At 71.8% G+C, this 21,761-nt stretch carries 14 protein-coding genes; 6 read left to right on the top strand and 8 right to left on the bottom strand.

Features of this window, described 5'->3' with window-relative positions:
* The first annotated feature begins 365 nt into the window (after nt 1-365).
* The gene (lexA, locus tag ABZS77_RS17210; RefSeq protein WP_139586160.1) at nt 366-1,151 is read left to right on the top strand and encodes a transcriptional repressor LexA; all 786 of its coding nucleotides are present in this window, start codon (nt 366-368) and stop codon (nt 1,149-1,151) included.
* Between the two features lie 52 nt (nt 1,152-1,203).
* On the opposite strand, the gene ABZS77_RS17205 is transcribed toward lexA, so the two are convergent.
* Both ABZS77_RS17205 and hflX read right to left on the bottom strand, forming a co-directional pair.
* On the bottom strand, nt 1,204-2,922 hold the full coding sequence (locus ABZS77_RS17205) for a hypothetical protein (protein ID WP_354823568.1): 1,719 nt from the start codon (nt 2,920-2,922) through the stop codon (nt 1,204-1,206).
* Nucleotides 2,923-2,972: 50 nt separating this feature from the next.
* On the bottom strand, nt 2,973-4,427 hold the full coding sequence (gene hflX, locus ABZS77_RS17200) for a GTPase HflX (protein ID WP_354823566.1): 1,455 nt from the start codon (nt 4,425-4,427) through the stop codon (nt 2,973-2,975).
* Nucleotides 4,428-4,610: 183 nt separating this feature from the next.
* Between hflX and ABZS77_RS17195 the strand changes: the two genes are divergently transcribed.
* A complete protein-coding gene (locus ABZS77_RS17195) occupies nt 4,611-6,077 on the top strand; it encodes an NAD-dependent malic enzyme (RefSeq protein ID WP_354823564.1) in 1,467 nt (488 codons plus the stop codon).
* Nucleotides 6,078-6,182: 105 nt separating this feature from the next.
* Here ABZS77_RS17195 and dapF read toward each other — a convergent pair whose 3' ends face one another.
* From dapF to ABZS77_RS17180, 3 genes are read right to left on the bottom strand one after another with little or no spacing between them, the layout of a single operon-like run.
* Nucleotides 6,183-7,025 (bottom strand): diaminopimelate epimerase, encoded by an 843-nt coding sequence (gene dapF / locus ABZS77_RS17190; RefSeq protein WP_354823562.1) that lies wholly within the window; start codon nt 7,023-7,025, stop codon nt 6,183-6,185.
* 7 nt (nt 7,026-7,032) lie between these two features.
* Nucleotides 7,033-7,944 (bottom strand): tRNA (adenosine(37)-N6)-dimethylallyltransferase MiaA, encoded by a 912-nt coding sequence (gene miaA, locus ABZS77_RS17185; protein WP_354823560.1) that lies wholly within the window; start codon nt 7,942-7,944, stop codon nt 7,033-7,035.
* Entirely contained in the window at nt 7,941-8,708 is a 768-nt protein-coding gene (locus ABZS77_RS17180) for a class III extradiol dioxygenase subunit B-like domain-containing protein (RefSeq protein ID WP_354823558.1), read from the bottom strand. Before ABZS77_RS17180 ends, miaA begins: the two co-directional genes overlap by 4 nt.
* A 150-nt stretch (nt 8,709-8,858) precedes the next feature.
* On the opposite strand from ABZS77_RS17180, the gene ABZS77_RS17175 reads away from it, so the two are divergent.
* From ABZS77_RS17175 to ABZS77_RS17165, 3 genes are all read left to right on the top strand, one after another.
* The gene (locus ABZS77_RS17175; protein WP_354823556.1) at nt 8,859-10,067 is read left to right on the top strand and encodes a DUF349 domain-containing protein; all 1,209 of its coding nucleotides are present in this window, start codon (nt 8,859-8,861) and stop codon (nt 10,065-10,067) included.
* Between the two features lie 726 nt (nt 10,068-10,793).
* Nucleotides 10,794-12,431: a cellulase family glycosylhydrolase gene (locus ABZS77_RS17170; protein WP_354823554.1), complete on the top strand. Its 1,638-nt coding sequence runs from the start codon at nt 10,794-10,796 to the stop codon at nt 12,429-12,431.
* An 89-nt stretch (nt 12,432-12,520) separates the two neighbouring features.
* A complete protein-coding gene (locus ABZS77_RS17165; RefSeq protein WP_354823552.1) occupies nt 12,521-13,897 on the top strand; it encodes a cellulose binding domain-containing protein in 1,377 nt (458 codons plus the stop codon).
* Between the two features lie 65 nt (nt 13,898-13,962).
* On the opposite strand, the gene miaB is transcribed toward ABZS77_RS17165, so the two are convergent.
* Complete coding sequence (gene miaB, locus ABZS77_RS17160) at nt 13,963-15,456, bottom strand: tRNA (N6-isopentenyl adenosine(37)-C2)-methylthiotransferase MiaB (protein ID WP_354823550.1); 1,494 nt, start codon at nt 15,454-15,456, stop codon at nt 13,963-13,965.
* Between the two features lie 217 nt (nt 15,457-15,673).
* On the opposite strand from miaB, the gene ABZS77_RS17155 reads away from it, so the two are divergent.
* Nucleotides 15,674-16,582 (top strand): alpha/beta hydrolase, encoded by a 909-nt coding sequence (locus ABZS77_RS17155; RefSeq protein WP_354823548.1) that lies wholly within the window; start codon nt 15,674-15,676, stop codon nt 16,580-16,582.
* A gap of 38 nt (nt 16,583-16,620) precedes the next feature.
* Here the strand turns inward: ABZS77_RS17155 and fxsT are convergent, their stop codons facing one another.
* Both fxsT and ABZS77_RS17145 read right to left on the bottom strand, forming a co-directional pair.
* The gene (gene fxsT / locus ABZS77_RS17150) at nt 16,621-20,487 is read right to left on the bottom strand and encodes an FxSxx-COOH system tetratricopeptide repeat protein (protein ID WP_354823546.1); all 3,867 of its coding nucleotides are present in this window, start codon (nt 20,485-20,487) and stop codon (nt 16,621-16,623) included.
* Entirely contained in the window at nt 20,484-21,734 is a 1,251-nt protein-coding gene (locus tag ABZS77_RS17145) for a TIR-like protein FxsC (RefSeq protein WP_354823544.1), read from the bottom strand. The genes fxsT and ABZS77_RS17145 overlap by 4 nt, the downstream gene beginning before the upstream one ends.
* Nucleotides 21,735-21,761: the final 27 nt, after the last annotated feature.

Below are 21,761 nucleotides of genomic sequence, written 5' to 3'. Positions count from 1 at the left end.
GTTGACCGTATGTCGCTCGGCAACCCGGGTCAAGTTGACCGGCGTGTCCGGCGCGTCACGGACCATCCGGTCATCCGAGCCCATCCCTCCGCCGGAAGACCCAACGCCGGCACCCGTCCCGGGTTACCGGCCGGGTGGACCGAAGTGACCCGAAAACGGCCGAAGATCGAACACGTGTACCAGTCGACGTACCATTTATCAGAACATCCGTACGAGCGGAGCGCTTTTTCACCCCGACACGCCGGTGAGAGGTCGTACAGATGTTTGAAAATGACCGATCTCACCTATACGGTCAGGAACAACGTGGCACCACCGCACGCACCACGAGCCGACGAGGCACCCAGCGCCGACCAGGGAGGACGGACGTGACCGAGGACCGGGCCAGCCGGCCGAAGACGCCGCAGCACATCACCGAGGCGGGCCCCCCGGCCACCCGACGCCGCAGCGCCGCGCGCAGCCGGACGGGCCAGCCCGCCGTGCGCCCGGTCACCCCGGTGGTCAGTGCCTTCCCCGACCCGGCGACGGTCGACCTGACCGCCCGCCAGCGCCGCATCCTGGAGTTCATCCGCACCTGGGTGGAGCGGCACGGTTACCCGCCGAGCGTGCGCGAGATCGGCGAGGCGGTCGGCCTGGTGTCGCCGTCAAGCGTCGCCTACCAGCTCAAGGAGCTGGAGAAGAAGGGCTTCCTGCGCCGCGACCCCAACCGGCCGCGCGCGGTGGACGTACGCGCCCCCAGCGAGGCCATCGACGACGAGCTGACCCGCGCGCAGCGGCCGACCCCGGCGTACGTGCCGATGCTCGGCCGGATCGCCGCCGGTGGGCCGATCCTCGCCGAGCAGGCCGTGGAGGACATCTTCCCGCTCCCCCGCGAGTTGGTGGGCGAGGGCGAGGTCTTCATGCTCCAGGTCAAGGGTGACTCGATGCTCGACGCGGCGATCTGCGACGGCGACTGGGTGGTCGTCCGCCAGCAGCCGACCGCCGACTCCGGCGAGATCGTGGCCGCCATGCTCGACGGCGAGGCGACCGTCAAGACCTACCGGCACCGCGACGGGCACGTCTGGCTGATGCCCCAGAACCCGGCCTTCGACCCGATCCCCGGTGACGACGCCACCATCATGGGTCGCGTCGTGGCGGTGCTACGCCGGATCTGAGCGGGCAACGGGTGGGTGCGCACCGCACTCACCCGTGCCCGTCGGCCGTGACCTAGTAGCGGTCGCCCCGGGGGCCGCGCCCCGGATGCTGCCCGTACGGGTCGACGGGCGCGTCCTCGTCCCGTCGTCGGGGTCGCTGACCTCGGTGGTCGGGCTCCGGCCCGCCCCGCCGGGGCGGCTCCGCACGACCCCCGCCCGGCTGGCCGGCACCGCCGTACACGCCGCCGCCGGGCCGACCACCGCCGCCCGCCGGGGGACGACCACCGCCACCGCCCACGGGTCGACCGCCACCGCCGCCACCGCCAGCGGGTCGACCGCCACCGCCGCCAGCGGGCCGGCCGCCGCCATCCGCCGGGGGACGCGCGCCGCCGTAGACGCCACCACCACCCGCACCGCCCGGCCGGTTACCGCCGTAGCCGCCGTCGGCGGGAGCCGCCGGACGGCCACCGCCGTACACCGCTCCGGACGCCGGAGCGGGACCGCCACGGCCGCCGCCGCGACCCGCGCCGCCGCCGGCACCGTAGACCCCGCCGCCCGCGGCCGCGCCGGCACCGTAGACGCCGGCCGGACGTTCCCCACCCGACTCGGTACGCCCGCCACGCGGGCCACCCAGGGGCTCGCCGTCGGGGTCGGACCGGTCGGACGGCTCGGCCGGCGGCCGGCGACGCGCCCGGACGATGCCGATGATGCCGGCGCCGACCAGCAGCAGGCCGAGCACACCCACCGCGCCGACCAGGTACGTGATGTCGTCGAAACTCAGGCCGGCGGTCCACGACTTGGCAGCGGCCGGTTTGGCGCCACCCTCGGCCGCCAGCGGCACCGAGGTCGAGCTGGACGGGGCGTAGCTGAGGATGTCGATCGGGTCCTCGGCGCCCAACTGGCCGCCGTCGGAAACGGTCAGGAAGCTCTTGCCGTCCGGGGAGTAGCTGATGGCCTCGCCGAACGGGTCCGTCAGCGGCGTCACCCGGGGCTTCCCGGTGGTGAGCGCGGTGACGACGTCCCCACCGGTCACGTCGAACTCGAAGGCGTCCGCGTACGTGCGCAGGACCACCCGGTTGCCGTCCGGCGACCGCGCCGCGCCGGTGATCGCGACCCGCCCGAACGTGTTGAGCGGGTTGTCCGTCTGCGTCTTGGGCAGCGTGATGTCGCCGACCTTGCGCATCGGCACCGGTTCGGTGTCACCGGTCTTGAGCGCCGCCGACGGGGTGAAGATCTCCGCCTTGCCGCTTGTCACCTTGGTGATGATCAGCGGCTTGTTGTCGTTGCCGATGAGCAGCGCCTCGGCGTCGTGCGGCTTGCCCTCCGGGTACGAGAGCCGGTGCAGCACCGGTTGCTTGGTTCCGTTCAGCGGCATCGACCAGAGGGCGACCCGCTTACGGCGCTCCTTCGAGGAGACGTTGTCGCCGATGTCGCCGATCCAGAGTGTGGCGCCGTTCGGGGACAGCGCCAGGTCCTCGGTGTCGAACGGACCCTGCCCCGAGTAGCGGACCGGCTCCTTCGAGATCCTGCACTTGGTGTCGAGGAAGAAGACGCGCTTGCGGGCCTCGTCCTCGGTGCCGTCGTTGATCACGATGAAGCCGCTCTTGGTGGCCACCAGGCCGGACAGCTCGCGCAACCGCTCGTCGGCGATCGTGCACTGCTTCTTACCGGGCTTCACGGCGGGCGGCTCGGACGCTCCAGGGGCCGGAGCCGCCGCGGCGACTCCGGCGAGCGCCACGGTTGCCCCGAACAGGCCGAGGGCAACCGTGACCGAGGAAACAACGCGGCGCATTCGGCCAGTGTCGCATGCCGCAGGTTTCCCGTGGATGACGCCGTGTGCGCTCAGGACCGGCTGGTGGCCGCCTGGCCCTGCCGTTCCACGTCGAACCGCGCCAGCTCGGCGGCGAGCTCGGCGCTCACCCGAACGTGCAGCAGAGTGCCCTCCGGCAGGTGCGCGGTGCTGAGCACCTCGCCCGTGCGGTGCACCCGGGACACCAGGTCACCCCGCTCGTACGGCAGGACCGCCCGGACCTCGACGGCCGGCTGCGGCAGCCGGTCCTCGATGGCGGCACGCAGGCCGTCGACGCCTCGGCCGGAGTGCGCCGACACGAAGATCGCGTCCGGCCAGAGCCGCTTGAGGCGCAGCAGCGTGTCCTCGTCCGTCGCGTCGGTCTTGTTGACCACCAGCAGCTCGGGGAGCCGGTCCGCGCCCACCTCGGCGAGGACCTCGTGCACCGCCCGGACCTGCTCCTCCGGATCCGGGTGGGTGCCGTCGACGACGTGCACCACCAGGTCCGCCTCCGCGACCTCCTCGAGCGTCGAGCGGAACGCCTCGACGATCTGGTGCGGAAGGTGCCGGACGAAACCGACCGTGTCGGACAGCGTGTAGAGCCGCCCGTCCGAGGCGGTGGCCTTGCGGGTCGTCGGGTCCAACGTCGCGAAGAGCGCGTTCTCCACCAGCACGCCCGCGCCGGTCAGCCGGTTGAGCAGGCTGGACTTGCCGGCGTTGGTGTAGCCGGCGATGGCCACGGCGGGCACCGAGTTGCGGGTGCGTCGGGCACGCTTGGTGACGCGTACCGTGCGCATGCTCTTGATCTCGCGGCGCAGCCGGGAGATGCGGTGACGGATCCGCCGCCGGTCGGTCTCCAGCTTGGTCTCACCGGGACCACGCACACCCACACCGCCGCCGGCGCCGCCACCCCGGCCGGAACCACCGGTCTGCCGGGAGAGCGTCTCACCCCAACCGCGCAGCCGGGGCAGCAGGTATTCGAGCTGGGCCAGCTCGACCTGCGCCTTACCTTCCTTGCTCTTGGCGTGCTGGGCGAAGATGTCGAGGATCAGCGCCGTCCGGTCGACGACCTTGACCTTGGTGCGCTGCTCCAGGTTACGCAGCTGCGACGGGGACAACTCGCCGTCACAGATGACCGTGTCGGCGCCGGTGGAGAGCACCACCGCACCGAGGTCATCGACCTTGCCGCGGCCGATGTAGGTGGCCGGGTCGGGTCGGGTACGGCGCTGGATGAGCCCTTCGAGCACCTGCGAACCCGCGGTCTCGGCGAGCGCGGCCAACTCGGTGAGTGAGTTCTCCGCGTCGGTCACCGAGCCCTCGGTCCAGACGCCCACCAGGACGACCCGCTCCAGCCGCAGCTGGCGGTATTCCACCTCGGTGACGTCGGTCAGCTCGGTCGACAGGCCCGGGACGCGTCGCAGGGACTGCCGCTCGGACAGCTCCATCTCGCCGGTGGTGACGTCGTCGAGCTCGTCCTCGACGGGGACAAAGCTCTCCTGGTCTCGCAAGCGGTTCTCCTGTCCGTTTTGATAAGTAGAACGTAATCCTGACATGAGACAACGTCTGACGCACCTGCTATATGCCCGTGCCGAAGCTCGCCAAAAGTGGGGGCGAATGCTGGTCGGCAGCGACAACCCGGTAGAAATGCGGGCGGCGGCCGATCGGCCGCACAGCCGTGACGGAGGGATCCCGTGGCCATCACCCGACTGCCGAGCGCCGGCTTTTCGATCACCATCCGAATCGCCGTGACCGCGGACGCCTCCTCGATCGGCCGGCTCACCACCTCCGTCGGCGAGGCCGGGGCGATCGTCACGGCGCTGGACGTGGTGGACTCCGACCCGACCAACGTGATCGTCGACCTGACCTGCGACACCGCCGACGCCGGCCACGCCGACCAGGTGGTCGACGCGCTCACCGCGCTGGACGGCGTGGACGTGCGCAAGGTGTCGGACCGGACGTTCCTGCTGCACCTCGGCGGCAAGATCGAGGTGACCTCGAAGGTCGCGCTGCGCAACCGTGACGAGCTGTCCCGGGCGTACACCCCCGGGGTGGCCCGGGTCTGCATGGCCATCGCCGAGAATCCGGCGGACGCCCGGCGGCTCACCATCAAGCGCAACACCGTCGCCGTGGTCAGTGACGGCTCGGCGGTCCTCGGCCTGGGCAATCTCGGCCCGGCCGCGTCGCTGCCCGTGATGGAGGGCAAGGCGGCGCTGTTCAAGCGCTTCGGCGGGGTGGACGCCTGGCCGGTGGTGCTGGACACCCAGGACACCGACGAGATCGTGCAGATCGTCAAGGCGATCGCGCCGGCGTACGGCGGGATCAACCTGGAGGACATCGCCGCGCCGCGCTGCTTCGAGATCGAGGCCCGGCTGCGTGAGGCGCTGGACATCCCGGTCTTCCACGACGACCAGCACGGCACCGCGATCTGCGTGCTGGCCGCGCTGACCAACGCGCTGCGCGTCGTGGGCAAGCAACTCGCGGACGTCCGGGTGGTCGTCTCCGGTGCCGGCGCGGCCGGGACCGCGATCATGAAGCTGCTGCTGCGCCAGGGCGTCGGCGACATCATCGCGTACGACCGCGACGGTGCCCTGCACCGCGGACTGACCGGGCTCAACCCGGCCTGGCAGTGGCTGGCGGACAACACCAACAAGGAGAACTACTCGGGCGACCTGCCCGGGGCGATCCGGGGCGCGGACGTCTTCATCGGGGTCAGTGCGCCGAACCTGCTCAGCGGTGACGACATCGCCCAGATGGCGAAGGACTCGATCGTCTTCGCGCTGGCCAACCCGGACCCGGAGGTCGACCCGCGGGAGGCGCGCAAGCACGCCGCGGTGGTCGCCACCGGCCGCTCCGACCAGCCGAACCAGATCAACAACGTGCTCGCGTTCCCCGGCGTGTTCCGGGGCATGCTGGACGCGCACGCCGAGGAGTTCACCGAGGAGATGGCCATCGCGGCCGCGCAGGCGATCGCCGACGTGGTCGGCGAGGACAAGATCAACCCGACGGTGATCGTGCCGAGCGTCTTCGACTCCCGGGTCGCACCGGCGGTCGCCGCCGCCGTCCGCGCCGCCGCGCACAACCCCAGCCCGCTCCCGGCCGCCGACCCCGGCCCCGCCGACCTCCCCGAGATCGCCGCCAACGCCAGCGCAACCCCCTGAGCCAGACCCACCCACCCCCACGACCACGCCGTTGATCAAGAGGTTTGCGTCAGGAACCACGCGAATCTGACGCAAACCTCTTGATCAACACGGGTGGGGGGTAGGTCAGGTGGGGAGGGGTTGGGTCAGCTCGCCGGTGGCTACCAGGACGGCTGGGCCGGAGAGCCAGCAGGAGTTCTCGGTGATCGTCACCGTGAGGCGGCCGCCGGGCACGTCCACGGCGACCACTCCGGTGTCCCGGCCGGCGTCGCGCAGGACCACCGCACCCACCGCGCAGGCACCGGTGCCGCAGGACAGCGTCTCGGCGCTGCCGCGCTCGTACACCCGCATCACCGTGTGCCCGTCGGTGCCGTCGATGGGGTCGCCCGCCGCGATGAACTCCACGTTCACCCCGCTCGGGAACACCGTCGGGTCGAACCCGGGCGCGACGGTCAGGTCCAGCGCCGACACCTCCACGCCGGCCGGCAGGACGCAGACCAGGTGCGGGTTGCCGACGTCCACCACCGCACCGGTCAGGGTCAGCCCGCCGAGGGTGGCGGTGGAATCGTCGTACACCCGGGGTCGCCGCATCTCGACGGACACGGCGTCGCCCTCGACAAGCGCGCGCACGACGCCGGCCCGGGTCGCCACCGGCAACGCCGCGCCGGCGGGCGTCGCCAGGCCGGTGTCGAGCAGGTACCGGACGAAGACCCGCGAGCCGTTGCCGCACATCTCGGCGAACGAGCCGTCGGCGTTCCAGTAGTCCATGAACCACTCGGCCTCACCGGCCTGCCCGGCGCCGTCAGGATGCTTCGCCGCACGGACCACCCGCAGTACGCCGTCAGCGCCGATGCCCCGCCGCCGGTCGCAGAGCGCCGCGACCAGCTCCGGAGTCAGATCGAGCTGACCGTCCGGGTCGGGAAGGATGACGAAGTCGTTGCCGGTGCCGTGGCCCTTGGTGAACTCCACACCCCCATCATCGCGCAGCGGCCGGCACCAGACGCACGGCGGTCTCGAACAGGTCCGGTGCGGCCGAGTCCAGCCAGCGGATCCGCGGGTCACGCCGGAACCACGACCGCTGCCGGCGGACGAACCGCCGCGTCGCCCGGACCGTCTCGTCGCGCGCCTGCGCCTCGGTCAGCTCACCCGCGAACATCCGCAGCACCTGCTGGTAGCCCAGCGCCCGACTCGCCGTCCGCCCCTCGGCCAACCCCCGACCCACCAGCTCGCGGGTCTCCCCCACCAGGCCGTCGGCCCACATCCGGTCCACCCGCGCCGCGATCCGCTCGTCCAGCAGGCCGGTGTCCAGGTCGACGCCGAGCTGCACGGACGGGTAGTACGGCGTCGGCTGCGGCAGCGAGGCAGTGAACGGCGCACCGGTCAACTCGATCACCTCCAGAGCCCGCACGATCCGGCGACCGTTGCCCGGCAGGATGCCGTCGGCGGCGGCCGGATCGGCGGCGCGCAGCCGCGCGTACAGCGGCGCCGGGCCCACCTCGGCCAACTCCCGCTCCAGCCGCTCGCGCAGCGCCGGGTCGGTGCCGGGGAAGTCGAAGTGCTCCAACACCGCCCGCACGTACAACCCGGACCCGCCGACCAGCAGCGGCACCCGCCCCCGGGACAGGATGTCGTCCACCGCTGCCCGGGCCAGCCGCTGGTACTCGGCGACGCTCGCCGGCTCGCCGACCTCCCAGATGTCCAGCAGGTGGTGCGGCACCCCGTCCCGCTCGGCCGGGGTCAGCTTGGCCGTGCCGATGTCCAACCCCCGGTAGAGCTGCATCGAGTCGGCATTGACCACCTCACCGTCCAGCGCGTGCGCCAACGCGATGCTCAACGCCGACTTGCCCGCCGCCGTCGGACCGACGACCGCGACGACCGTGCCGCTCACACCCGCTCCCAGGACGCCACGAAGTAAGCCACGCCGTAGGGCGCCGCGTCGTGCAGCAGCTCAGCGCGCCAGTCGCCGCCACTCGACCGGGCCGCGCCGGCCAGCACCTGCCAGGACGCCCGGCCGGCCGCCTTCAGCTCCGCCGACACCACCGGGTCGAGGCCGAGCAGCACGTCCACGTCCGCCCCGGCCAGGGCCGTGGCGACCCGCCTGTCGTACGCCTCGGCGCGCGGATCGTCGTACCCCGGGGACTTCTGCCCCCGGCACGCCGACCCGTCGCCGAGCACCAGCAGCGCCACCCGCTCGCCCGCGGCGTCGACCGACTCGGCGAGTGCCCCCACCTCGGCCGGACCGGCGTCGGCGGCCACCTGCACGGCGGACACCGGCGCGCGTACGCCCTGCCGGGCCAGCAGCCACGCTCCGACGGTCAGGCTCAACGGCAGCACCGCGCCCCGGTCCGGTTGACCGGGCAGCAACGGCACGTCCAGGTCGACGCCCCACGGCTGGAGGGAACCCGTCGCCGTGGACCGGACCGGGCCGGTCGTCGGACCGGCGCCGAGCAGGACCACGGCGTCCGGGTCGGAGGTGAACAACCGCCCGACGGCGGTGTCACAGGCCGCCCGCAGATCGTCCAACTCGGGTGCGGCCGCGCCGGCCACCTCGGGCACGAGCAGGGGCGGATGCGGGCAGACGGCGGCGGCGACCAGTGGCACCAGACCACCGTAGCGGGAATCCCCGGAGCGTCTCCGCGCCGATCCGGTCATTCGGTCCCTAGGACACCGTATGGTCACGGTCGGCGATAGGCGCTCGACGGGGACCGGGTTGGACCTGTGACAATGCCGGAAGCAAGTTGACTGCGCCGTGGCGGCGACGGGGGACTCGTCCTTCGACGCCGGGAGATCGAGGATGGGCACATGAGCGACTGGACTGCCTTCGGACGGGTGGACGCGGACGGCACCGTGTACGTCAAGACCGCCGAGGGCGAGCGGGTGGTCGGATCCTGGCAGGCGGGAGCACCGGAGGAGGGGCTGGCGCACTTCGCCCGTCGCTTCGCCGACCTGGTGACCGAGGTGGATCTGACCGAAGCGCGGCTCAACTCGGGCGCGGCGGACGCCGGGCACTCGCTGAGCACGATCCGGCGGATCCGCGCCACGCTCCCCGAGGCACACGTGGTGGGCGACATCGACGCGCTGGCCGCGCGGCTGGACAAGCTGGCCACCCTCGCCGAGGAGAAGGCCGGGGAGGCCCGGGCCGCCCGCGACGCCGCACGCGTCGAAGCACTGGCGCGCAAGACCGCGCTGGTCGAGGAGGCCGAGACGCTCGCCGCCGAGTCCACCGGCTGGAAGACCGCCGGCGACCGGCTCAAGGAGATCCTCGACGAGTGGAAGACCATTCGCGGGGTCGACAAGAAGGCCGACGGTGAGCTGTGGAAGCGGTTCGCCGCCGCCCGGGACGGCTTCACCCGGCGCCGGGGCGCCCACTTCGCCTCCCTCGACGCGCAGCGCAAGCAGGCGCAGACCGTCAAGGAGGAGCTGGTCGCCGAGGCGGAGAAGCTCAGCGGCTCCACCGAGTGGGCGGCCACCGCCAACCAGCTCAAAGAGCTGATGACGCAGTGGAAGGCAGCTCCGCGCGCCTCCAAGGAGGCCGAACAGAAGCTCTGGGAACGTTTCCGGGGCGCGCAGGACGCCTTCTTCAGCCGGCGCAGTGAGGTCTTCTCCGCCCGCGACAACGAGCAGCGCGGCAACCTGGAGCGCAAGCAGGCACTGCTGGCCGAGGCCGAGGCGCTCGACATCGACGCCGACCCGAAGGGCGCCCAGGCCAAGCTGCGCGAGATCCAGGCCCAGTGGCACGAGGCCGGCCGGGTACCCCGCGAAGCCGCCGCCGGGCTGGAGCGCCGACTGCGCGTCATCGACGACAAGGTCCGCGAGGTGATGGACTCGGCGTGGCGTCGCACCACCAAGGAGGACAACCCGCTGCTCGCCCAGATGCGGGCGCAGGTCGCCGAGGCCGAGGACCGGCTGGCCCGGGCGCAGAGCGCCGGCGACGCCCGCCGGATCAAGGAGGCCGAGCAGGCGCTCGCCGCCAAGCGGCAGTTCCTCCAGCTCGCCGAGCAGGCCGGCTGAGCCGACACGTCTCCGGGAGCCCCGGTCCCCTGACGGGACCGGGGCTCCCGCATGTCCGCCCCGCGCCCTCACGCCCCCTGCCCCCGCGCCCTCGCACTCCCGCACCTCGCGCCCGCGCCCGCGCCCGCGCCCCGATGCTCGCAACTTCCCTGAAGTTGCTGCCTCAGCTGCGCCGGAGGCAGCGGTTTCCCTGAACTTGCATGGATCTTGCCGGGCTTGCTGGGCGAGGGCTGCTCGAAGGCCGCTTCCGACGCGAACGCCGCTCATCGAGCGTGATCTTGCAGGGCGCGGGCGCGGGACGCGGGGCCAGCGCGGGACGCGGGGCCAGCGCGGGACGCGGGGCCAGCGCGGGACGCGGGGCCAGCGCGGGACGCGGGGCCAGCGCGGGACGCGGGGCCAGCGCGGAACACGAGCGCGGGACACGAGCGCGAGCCGACGCGGGACGCGAACGCGGGACGGTGGGCCGGGCCAGCCGGACGGCTGGTTGACGCATCGACGCGGGCTGATCAGAATGAGCGACGGAGCCAGGTAGGGCCACCGGCACGAGGGCGACGACTGCGGGACACCGCCGTCGAAGGGTCGCCGGTGAGCGTTTCGCGAGTGTCCACGTCCGCGTGACCTGGGCCGTCGCGCACTGTCCGCGTACCCCTTGAGGGCCGTGACGTGCGGACGGCCGCCCGCCGACGTCGTTCATCGACGGCGTCGGACCTCCGAAGTGGAGCTCGAATGTTCCGTCCCACCGCTCTCGGCGGCGCGTTGACCGCGCTCGCCACCGTCGCGGCCGGCGTGTTCATCGCCGCCACCGTCAGCACCAGCCCGGCCGTGGCCGCCGGCACCGGTACCGGGTACCTGCACACAAGCGGCAACCAGATCGTGGACAGCACCGGCGCCACGGTCCGGTTGACCGGTATCAACTGGTTCGGCATGGAGACCGACAACAAGACCTTCCACGGGTTGTGGTCGAGCAACCCGTGGCGGGGGCAGCTCGACAAGATGGCCAGCCTGGGCTACAACACGTTGCGGGTGCCGTACTCGAACGACGCGCTGAAGCCCGGCGCGACGGCCAGCGGGGTCAACGACTTCGTCAACCCGGACCTGGTCGGGCTGTCGCCGTTGCAGATCCTCGACAAGGTCATCGACTACGCCGGCAGCAAGGGGATGCGGATCATCCTGGACCGGCACCGGCCGACGGCGGCCGGACAGTCGCCGCTGTGGTACACGCCGACGGTCTCCGAGGCGACCTGGATCAACGACTGGAAGATGCTGGCCCAGCGGTACGCGGGCAACCCCACGGTGATCGGCGCGGACCTGCACAACGAGCCGCACGCCGAGGGCACCAACCCGGCGGCCACCGGCGCGTGCTGGGGCTGCGGCGACACCGCCCGGGACTGGCGACTGGCCGCCGAGCGGGCCGGAAACGCCGTCCTCGGTGTCCAGCCCAACTGGTTGATCTTCGTGGAGGGGGTGAGCTGCCCGAGCGGTGGCCTCTCCAACGTGTGGGACAACGACCCGAGCAACGACGAGGACTGCGGCTGGTGGGGTGGCAACCTGTCCAAGGCCGGCCAGTTCCCGGTACGGCTGAACGTGGCGAACCGGCTGGTCTACTCGCCGCACGAGTACGCCACGTCGGTGTACCGGCAGACCTGGTTCGACGCCCCGGACTACCCGGCGAACATGCCGGCGATCTGGGACAAGTACTGGGGTTACCTCTACAAGCAGAACATCGCGCCGATCATGATGGGCGAGTTCGGCAGCACCCTGGCCGACCCGAAGGACAAGGTGTGGCTGGAGAAGCTGATGGCGTACACCGGGACCGGGGTGACCGGGATGTCCTTCACCTACTGGTCGTGGAACCCCAACTCGGGTGACACCGGCGGCATCGCGCTTGACGACTGGACGACCATCAACACCGCCAAGCAGGCGATCCTCCAGCCGTACCTGATCGCGCCGTCCGGCGGCACGGGCGGGCCGACCGGTGGACCCACCGGCGGGCCGACGGGTGGGCCGACGGGTGGGCCGACGGGTGGGCCGACGGGTGGGCCGACGAACCCGCCGACGGGTGCCTGCACCGCCACCTACCGGCAGGTCAATGCCTGGCAGGGCGGCTTCCAGGGTGAGTTGACAGTGAAGAACACCGGCTCCGGTGCGGTGAACCCGTGGTCGGTCACCTGGAGTTGGCCGTCCGGGGTGACGTTGGGCAGTGGTTGGAACGCCACTGTCACGCAGTCCGGCACGACGGTCACCGCGGCCGCGCCGAGCCACGCCCCCTCCCTGGCGGCGGGCGCCTCGGTCACCGTGGGCTTCACCGCCAACGGCACCGCCAGCGCCCCCGGTGCGGTGAAGCTCAACGGCACGAGCTGCTGAGCAACCGGGACGGCCGGTGCCCACGGGACGGGCACCGGCCGTCCCCGCCCACGGGCCGAGGGTCACCCGTCTCATCGAAAGGAAGCAGCATGCGCACAGGACGGCGTCGGATGACGCTGATCGCCAGCACCGCCGCAGCCACCGCCACCCTCGTCACCGCCAGCCTGTTGAGCGCCGTCACCGCGCAGGCGGCGGCCGGCTGCCAGGTCGCGTACTCGGTCGCCAGTCAGTGGCCTGGCGGATTCACCGGCAACGTCACTGTCACCAACCTCGGCGACCCGGTCGCCGGGTGGACGCTGCGCTGGTCGTACGGGGCCGGACAGCAGGTCAGCCAGGCGTGGGGCGCGACCGTCGCGCAGAGCGGCGACCAGGTCTCCGCGACGAACGTCGACTACAACGCCAACCTGGCGACGAACGGCAGCACCTCGTTCGGCTTCAACGCCAGCTGGAACAACTCAGGCAACCCGGCTCCGACCGGCTTCACCCTCAACAACGTCGCCTGCACCGGCGGCCCCACCCCGACCACCCCGCCGCCCACCACACCCCCGCCCACCACGCCTCCGCCGACCACACCTCCGCCCACGACGCCCCCGCCCACGAGCCCGCCGCAGACCGGCCTTGTCGGCTGGGCCACCCAGAACGGCGGCACCACCGGCGGCGGCAGCGCGGCCACGACCACCGTCACCAACGCCTCGGCGCTGACCAGCGCGCTGAACGCCACAGGCGCCGCGGTGATCCGGGTGTCCGGGACCATCTCCTGCTCGGGCATGCTGCGGGTCCGGTCCAACAAGACCATCCTCGGCAACTCCGGCGCGACGATCGCCGGCTGCGGGCTCAACATCAGCGGTGACCGCAACGTGATCATCCGGAACCTGACCTTCCGCAACTGGAACGACGACGCGATAAACGTGCAGGAGTCGGCCACCAACATCTGGATCGACCACAACACCTTCAGCAACGGGTACGACGGCGCTGTCGACATCAAACGCGGATCGGACTTCGTCACCGTGTCCTGGAACCGGGTCTTCAACCACGACAAGACGATGTTGCTCGGCCACAGCGACGACAACGCCAGCCAGGACGTCGGCCACCTGCGGGTGAGCTACCACCACAACTGGTTCGACGGCAGCAACCAGCGCAACCCCCGGGTGCGCTTCGGCAACCCGGTGCACGTGTTCAACAACTACTACCGGGCCAACGGCGGCTATGGCATCGCGTCCACCGAGAACGCCGGCGTGCTCGTCGAGGGCAACTACTTCGAGAACGTCGCCGACACGTACCACCTCGGCGAGGGTGACTCCGGTCCCGGCCGCCTGGTGGCCCGGAACAACCACTTCGTCAACTCACCCGCCGGGCAGACCGGCGGCAGCGTCGCCAGCATCCCGTACCCCTACCAACTGGACACCGCGAGCACCGTCAAGTCCACCGTGACGGCGGGCGCCGGCGCCGGCCGGATCACCGTCTGAGCAACTGCTGTGCAAGGAAGGGCCCCTTATTAACGCCTGGCGTTAATAAGGGGCCCTTCCTTGCACTAGTGGGTGGCGCAGCCCGCGGCGGGCGCGGCGACGACCGGCGGCGCGCCGATCGTCGGCAGACCCAGCAACACCCCGGGGGTACGCGGGGAGCGGCCCGCCTCGGCGGCATCGCCGGCCCTGGTCCGGCGGTGCGACAGGAGCGGCCCGTCGGCGTTGAGGTGGTGCGGCGCGGCGTACGTGACGGCGGTGTGCACGATGTCGCCGGGCCGGATCTGGTCGGCCAGCGACCCACCGTCGGGCGTACCCGTCGCGAAGTGGACCAGCCGACCGTCCCGGGCCCGGCCCGACATCCGCCCGGTCCGCTCGTCCTTGCGGCCCTCGCCGACCGCGACCAGCACCTCGACGGTCTCGCCCACCAGCCGCTTGTTCTCCGTCCAGGTGATCTCCTCGACGGTGGCGATCAGCCGCTCGTAACGCTCCTGCACGACCTGCTTGGGCAGCTGGTCGTCCATGGTCGCGGCGGGCGTCCCGGGGCGCTTGGAGTACTGGAAGGTGAAGGCCGAGGAGAAGCGGGCCTCGCGCACCACGTCAAGGGTGCGCTGGAAGTCAGCCTCCGTCTCGCCGGGGAACCCGACGATGATGTCCGTGGTGATCGCCGCGTCGGGCATGGCCGCCCGGACCTTCTCGATGATGCCCAGGTAACGCTCGGAGCGGTAGGACCGCCGCATCGCCCGGAGCACGTCGTCGGAGCCGGACTGCAACGGCATGTGCAGCGAGTGGCAGACGTTCGGAGTCTCGGCCATCGCGGCGATCACGTCGTCGGTGAAGTCCTTCGGGTGCGGGCTGGTGAACCGGACCCGCTCCAGGCCGTCGATGTCGCCGCAGGCGCGCAGCAGCTTGCCGAACGCGTACCGGTCGCCGAACTCCACACCGTAGGAGTTGACGTTCTGCCCGAGCAGCGTCACCTCCAGCACACCCTCGTCGACCAGGGCACGCACCTCGGAGAGGATGTCACCGGGGCGGCGGTCCCGTTCCTTGCCGCGCAACGACGGGACGATGCAGAACGTGCACGTGTTGTTGCAGCCCACCGAGATCGACACCCAGCCGGCGTACGTCGACTCGCGCCGGGTCGGCAGCGTGGACGGGAACACCTCGAGCGACTCGAGGATCTCCACCTCGGCGGCGGAGTTGTGCCGGGCCCGCTCCAGCAGCACCGGCAGCGAACCGATGTTGTGCGTGCCGAAGACGACATCCACCCAGGGCGCCTTGCGGACGATCTCGCCACGGTCTTTCTGGGCCAGGCAGCCGCCGACCGCGATCTGCATGTCCCGGTGCTTGTCCTTCACCGGGCGCAACCGACCGAGATTGCCGTAGAGGCGGTTGTCGGCGTTCTCCCGCACCGCGCAGGTGTTGAAGATGACCACGTCCGGGGTGTCGTCGCCGGCGGGCGCGCGCACGTACCCCGCCTGCTCCAGCAGGCCGGAGATGCGTTCCGAGTCGTGCACGTTCATCTGGCAGCCGTACGTGACGACGTTGTAGGTCCTAGCCACCCTGTTGGCGCCCCTTCCCCTCGGGCTACCAGGGTAGCGGCCCGCTCCGGACGCGGAGACCGCCGTTGTCCCGCTGCCCCATGACGGGGGTTTACTGCGGACAGTACGCTCCCGAACAAGAACAGGTTTCTGGGCGGTTTCGGGGCCTATGTACTCGGGGCCGCTGCCCGGCTGCTGTCGATCGGGAGTTGCACCACGACCTGTGGGGAGGCCATCCGTGACGCGATCGCACACGCCACAGCGCTCCGTCGTCACCCCGGACGGGCGGCACCTCGCGGTGGAGAGTTCGGGGGCTCCAGACGGCGCCGTGGTCGTCCTGCTGCACGGCACCCCGGGCAGCCGCAGCGGCCCCCGCCCCCGCAGCATCACCATGCACCACCTCGGCGTACATCTCGTCTGCTACGACCGGCCCGGTTACGGCGACTCCGACCGGCACGAAGGCCGGCGGGTGGCTGACGCGGCGGCCGACGTGGAGGCGATCGCCGACGACCTGGGCATCGAACGGTTCGCGGTGGTGGGTCGCTCCGGCGGTGGGCCGCACGCCCTGGCCTGCGCCGCACTGCTGCCGGACCGGGTCACCCGGGCCGCCGTGCTGGTGGGGCTCGCTCCGGCCGGCGCATCCGACCTGGACTGGTTCGCGGGCATGTCCGAGACGAACATCGAGGCCTTCGGGCGGGCCGACGAGGATCTGGCGGAACTCACGCGCACCCTGACGGTGCGTGCGGCAGAGGCCCGGCGGGATCCGATGACGCTGCTCGACTTCCTCCGCCCTCATCTGGCCGACGAGGACGTCCGGGTCGTCGACGATGTCACTCTCCGCCGACTGCTGACCGAGATGTACGCCGAAGCTCTGCGGCACGGCCCCGAGGGCTGGATCGACGACGTACTGGCGATGCGGCAGGGCTGGGGGTTCGACCTCGGAGCCATCCGCGCACCCGTGCGGCTCTGGCACGGCGAGCAGGACCGGTTCTCTCCGGTGGAACACTCCCTGTGGTTGGCGTCGCGGATCCTGAACGCCGAGGCGCAGGTGCAGCACGGCGCCGCCCACTTCGGCGCGATGGAGATCCTGCCACAGATCCTGAACTGGCTGGTCGGACCGGATTTCGCAGCCGCCCGGCGGCTCTGAATCCGCAGCACGGCCGCCGGGAGCGCGCGCCGACCCGGTCAGAATGGATGGGGGTCGATCACCCGGACGACGAACCGCCGTTCCCGCAGGGTCTGCACGGTCGGGTGCTCCGAACCGATCATCTCGGCCAACCGGTCGGCCACCACGTCGACATCCTCGGCCGAGCCTGCGTCAGTGATGCGCTCAGACACCAGCGCGAGGTCGCCGAGGCAGCGCAGCGTGTCGGGGTGATCCGCCCCGATCACCGTGGCCAGGCGACCGCCGGTCTCCCGCAGTCGCTCATGCGCCGAGTCCCACTCCCCCTCCTCGGCGAGGCACACGGCGTGGTTCACGTCCGCGGCGAGGGTGTGCGGGTGGTCGGGGCCGAGCACCTTGCGCAGCTCGCCGGAGGCCCGGGCCGCCGACGCGCGAGCATCCGACCTGCGCCCGAGCGCCCGCTCGGCGGCGGAGATGTTGCTCAGCGTGGCCAGCGTGTGCGGGTGCTCCGGGCCGAGGCGCAGTTGCTCCTCGTACACCTGGCTCACGGCGGTCATCTCGGTGAACGCCCTCGCCGCGTCGCCGACGGCCAGCAGGTTCGCCGCCCGGCTCGACCGGCACGCCACCGTGTCCGGGTTGTCCGGCCCGAAGCGTTCGTCGAGCTCGCGGTAGGCCGCCTCGAACATCGGCGTGGCCTCGGCTCCCCGACCGGCGCTGCGCAGGGACACCGCCAGGTTGACCTGGGCGGCGAGACTCTGACCGTCATCCGGCCCGAGCACCTCGCAGTACGTGTCGTACACGGTGCGCAGCAGGGTGGCCGACCTCTCGTACTCACCGGCTTCCCGCAGGTCGCTGCCCAGGCGCACGGCGGAGACCAGGGTGTAGGGGTGCGTGGGGCCGAGCACCAGCCGCCGCCGCTGGTGCACCTCGTCGTCCCATCTGCGGGCGGACCGGTAGTCGCCGACCAGCCGGTAGGAGAGGGCGAGGTTGTTGGCCGCGCTCAACGTCCGGGGGTGGTCCTCGCCGAACACCTGGAGCCAGGAGGCGTAGGTGGACCGGTCCCGTTCCAGTGCCTCGGCGTAGCGGCCGAGCGCGCGCAGGTCACCGCCGAGGCTGCCGGCGGTCATCAGACTGTGCGGGTGCATCGGGCCGAGCAGCCGGCGTTGCTCGGCCAGCACCGCCTCGTCCAGGTCCCGGGCCTCGTCGAACCGGCCCAGGCTGCGCAGGATGTTCGCCCGGTTGAAGCGCAGGTGCAGCAACTGTCGACCCAGCGCGGACGCCCCGACCTCGTCGTGCGTGTCGCCGAGCCGGGCGGACCAGGTCTCGTCCACCTCCCGGCTGAACCAGTCGGCCTGGTCCAGGCCGCCGCGCTGCCACAGGTAGCGGACCCGGTCAATCAGCAGCTGACATACCGACTCGTCGGGGCAGGTCAACGCCCCGGAGACCTCCAGGTGCGGCCAGAGCATCCGCAGTCGGGGCCAGGTGGTCGGGTCGTCCACGTCACCGCGTGGTCGGGACGCGGCCAGCACCAGGTGCACCTGGTGTCGGGCCTCCTCGATCTCGTCGTCGGTCATCCGGTCTCGTACGACCGCCTGCAACAACCGGTGCACCTGGACCCGGCCGCCCTGCACGTCGAGTTTGAGCAGCGCGAGGCGGTTGATCTGCTGGACCAGCGCGCCGCGCACAAGCCGTTCCGACACCGACGGGTCGAACGGCACCAGGGCCGCCGCCATCTCGTCGCTGTAGATCAGCTCCAGCGCGACCTCCGGGGCCAACACCGAGCAGAGCTGCAACAGCCGGTACGCGGCGGGCGCCTGATCGTGCAGCCGGTTCAGCGACAGGTCCCAGGTGGCCTCGACGGAGAGGGCGCTCGGGCCGTGCCGCTCGATCTGCCGCAGGTAGTCGCCGACGGACGTGCCGGTGTCGGCGAGCCACGCACCGGCCGCGGCCACCGCGATCGGCAGGTCGCCGAGCGCCTCGGCCACCCGGTCGGCCTCCTCGGCGCTGATCGGGGGCACCCGTTGGGCGAGGTGCGCGACGCTCTCGGTGCGGTCGAAGACGTCCACCTGGATCGGGTTCGCCCGGTCACCCCAGGCGCGGTTGCGGGAGGTCAGCAGGACGTGCCCGGGGCCCTGGGGCAGGAAGGGCTCGATCTGGTCGAGCTCCTCGGCGTTGTCGAGCACGACGAGCCACCGCTCGTACGGGTCGCCCCGGTGCAGCACCTGCAACACGGAGCGGACCGTGTCGGGCAGGGTCGGCCCGGCGAGGATGCCGAGGCGGCTGGCGAGGTCGGCCAGTGCGGTGTCGACGAACTGCGGCGGGTCGGCCACGATCCACCAGACCACGTCGTACGCGGTCTTGAACCGGTGCACGTACTCCAGGGCCACCTGTGTCTTTCCGACGCCGCCCATGCCCTGGAGGGCGACCGGCAGCACCACCGCGCTGCCCCCGCTCTGCAGTTGCGCGCGCAGCCGGGCCAGGTCGTCCTCCCGGCCGGTGAACCGGGCGTTCCGGTTGGGGGCGTTGAAGATCAACGGCTCGGTGCCGGGAAAACGGGTGTTCCCGCCCGCCGGGCCGTCCGCCGACGACACCGGTCGGCCGACCAGCCGCAACACCCGCTCCTCGGCGGTCGCCGCGCTCACGTTGACCAGGTTGGTGGAGTTCTGGGACGGGAACTCCGCCAGCGGGCGCACGTCGGCGACGTACACGGCGAGCGGCGTGGAACCGGTGCTGGTGTCACGGTCGGGCAGACTGCCGGACGGCGTCGCCGCGTAGGCCGGCGAGACCACTGTCAGCGTGTGCGGCGCGGGCGTGCCCGCGGACCCGACGGCGGCGGTCAGCTCCACCACCCGCAAGCCGGCCGAACTGAGCACCCGCTCCAGCCACTCGGCCCAGACGGCATCCTCCGGCGCGTACCGGAGCACGATCTGGTCGTCGATCGCCTCTGTGCGCCGACGGAAACGGGCCATGCCCCGCTTCCGCACCGACTCGTCCATCAGCGGCAGCGCGGTCACCGCGCCGTCGGTGAGGATCCCGGTCAACCTCTCGAACGCCGCCAGCAGCGACGTCGGCGAGCCGGACGGATCCCCGAACGTCGCCAGGATCTCCTCGTACGCGTAGGACGGCCGGTAGGGAACCTCGACCGCGGCCCAGTAGCGGCGCCGATCGGCCTCGGTCATGCCCGCAGGCAACCCGGCGAAGCGCCGCATGGCCAGCAGACGACCCGCCTCGGCCCGCTCCTTCTCGGCGTGGTCGACCCGCGTCGGCACCGGCAGCACCCGGATGTCGCGCCGCCGGTACCGGTCCCGGACCGAGTGCGCCACCCGCGCCGCACCGTCGATGCCCTGGTCGCTGAGGGTGAAGCAGTCGACCAGGGTGTCCGGAAGGTGCAGGGTGCAGATGTCGGCGACGTCGCTCAACCCCGTCCGGCTGTCGATCAGGGTGAAGTCGTACTGGCGCTTCATGTCCGCCCGCAGCGCCTCGAAGAACTGCGCCCCGCCCAGCCGGTTGTAGAAGTTGTCCCAGTCCAGCCCGCTCACCGAGACGGCGTAGTCGCTGTTCTGCCGGCCGGCGGAGAGGAAGTCGAGGCCACCGCCGTCGGGGAAGTTCCAGCGCAGCGAGAAGGCGTGCCGCCCGACCCGGGCGTACTGCTCCATCCAGCGGTCCGGCCGGTCGTCGACCCGGGTGGTCTCCCACTCGTAGTCGCGGATCATGTCGATCACGCCGCTGGCCCCCTGGATCGCGTCGACGTCCAGGAACGGGTGGAAGAAGCGGTGCAGGCCGGGTGACTCCAGGTCCCAGTCGGCGACGAGCACCCGTCGGCCGCTGGCGGCGAGGATCCAGGCCACGTTGGCCAGCGCCATCGTCCGGCCGGTCCCGCCCTTGAACGAGTAGAAGGTGACGACCTGGCCTTCGCGACCGTTGTTCATCGGTCTTCTCCGCCGCGGCCCGTTGATGCCGGATCAGCAGGAGGGGACGCGGTGTGCGGGGCAACCGCCGCACTGTCGCGCAGGCTCGGCACCGGCTCCGGCTGGGGTTCGAAGGAGACCACCGGGCCGTACCTGAGGAACTGACGGCGAGCCTCGGTGACCAGCGCCGGCATCAGGTCGACGAACTCCCACAGGTTGCACGCCCGTTTGACCTGGGGCAGACCGGCGTCGTGCAGCAACTCCATCACCTCGGTCGACCACCGGCCGGCGTCCTGGGTGTCATCGTCGTCGGTGACCAGCAGCGGAACGACCCACTCGGGTAGGCCGTGCAGCGCCTGGGCGAGGATGTGGGACGCGTTCGGCGTCGCCGCGATCCACGGGTCGACCAACAGCACGGCCGGACGGCGATCGAGCAGCCCGGCGGCCTGCCCGAAATCCGCCGTGCGGGCCGATAGCCCGAGCCGCTGGGCGGTGCCGGCCGCGTACTCGGCGGCGGGCACCTCCTGGCGATGCCCGTACGGCCGCCAGAGACGGCCGCTCGACGCGTAGCCGGCGGGGTCGCGGTCGGTCGGCAGCTGGCCCGTCGTCGGCGCCAGGACGGCGACGACGAAGTCCGGGTCGGTCGGCTCCGGGCCGACGACCTCGTCGAGGCCCGGCGCGCGGGACGGTCCCAGCGGCTGCCGCTCGGCGGTGTGCACGATCCGGCCGGCCAGGCGGCTCAGCAGAAGCTCGTACTGTGCCCGGTAGGAGGCCAGCATGCAGAACGCCCGCAGGCCGTTCTCGGCGTACTCCGGGACGTCCCGGCCCAGGTCCAGGGCCCTGTCCATCTCGGGATGGGACTCCCAGGGGGGAAACGGGATCCACAGCACGGGGACCAGATGACCGGCGGTGACCCGGTCCGGCCCGGCGGCGGCCAGCCGGGCCCGGAAGCACTCCTGCTCCCCCAACGCCCACGGGCGACTGAAGTAGCCGGGCGAGTAGAGCGGCACGAAGACCTCGGCGTCACCGAGCGCCTCGGCGAGGGCCGCCTTCCAGTCCGCACCCAAGGGGATGTGCTGGTCGGAGAAACCGATCCGCATCCCGGCCGTCGGCTGCGCCTGGCGGGCCACCTCCTCGGCCAGATCGGCGAAGAACCGGCCCACCCAGACGTCGACCCGGTCGCCCGACGGCGGTACGGAGTGGGCGTAGCTCAGGAAGAAGTACGTGCCTCGCGCCGCCGACGGACGTCGGTCCACCGGCGGGCTCACCCCAGCTCCTCGGCAAATCGGGTACGC

Origin of the sequence: Micromonospora sp. NPDC005298 (genome assembly GCF_040607375.1) — a bacterium.
Taxonomy (GTDB): domain Bacteria; phylum Actinomycetota; class Actinomycetes; order Mycobacteriales; family Micromonosporaceae; genus Micromonospora.
This window is presented reverse-complemented; position numbering and strand designations above follow the sequence as displayed.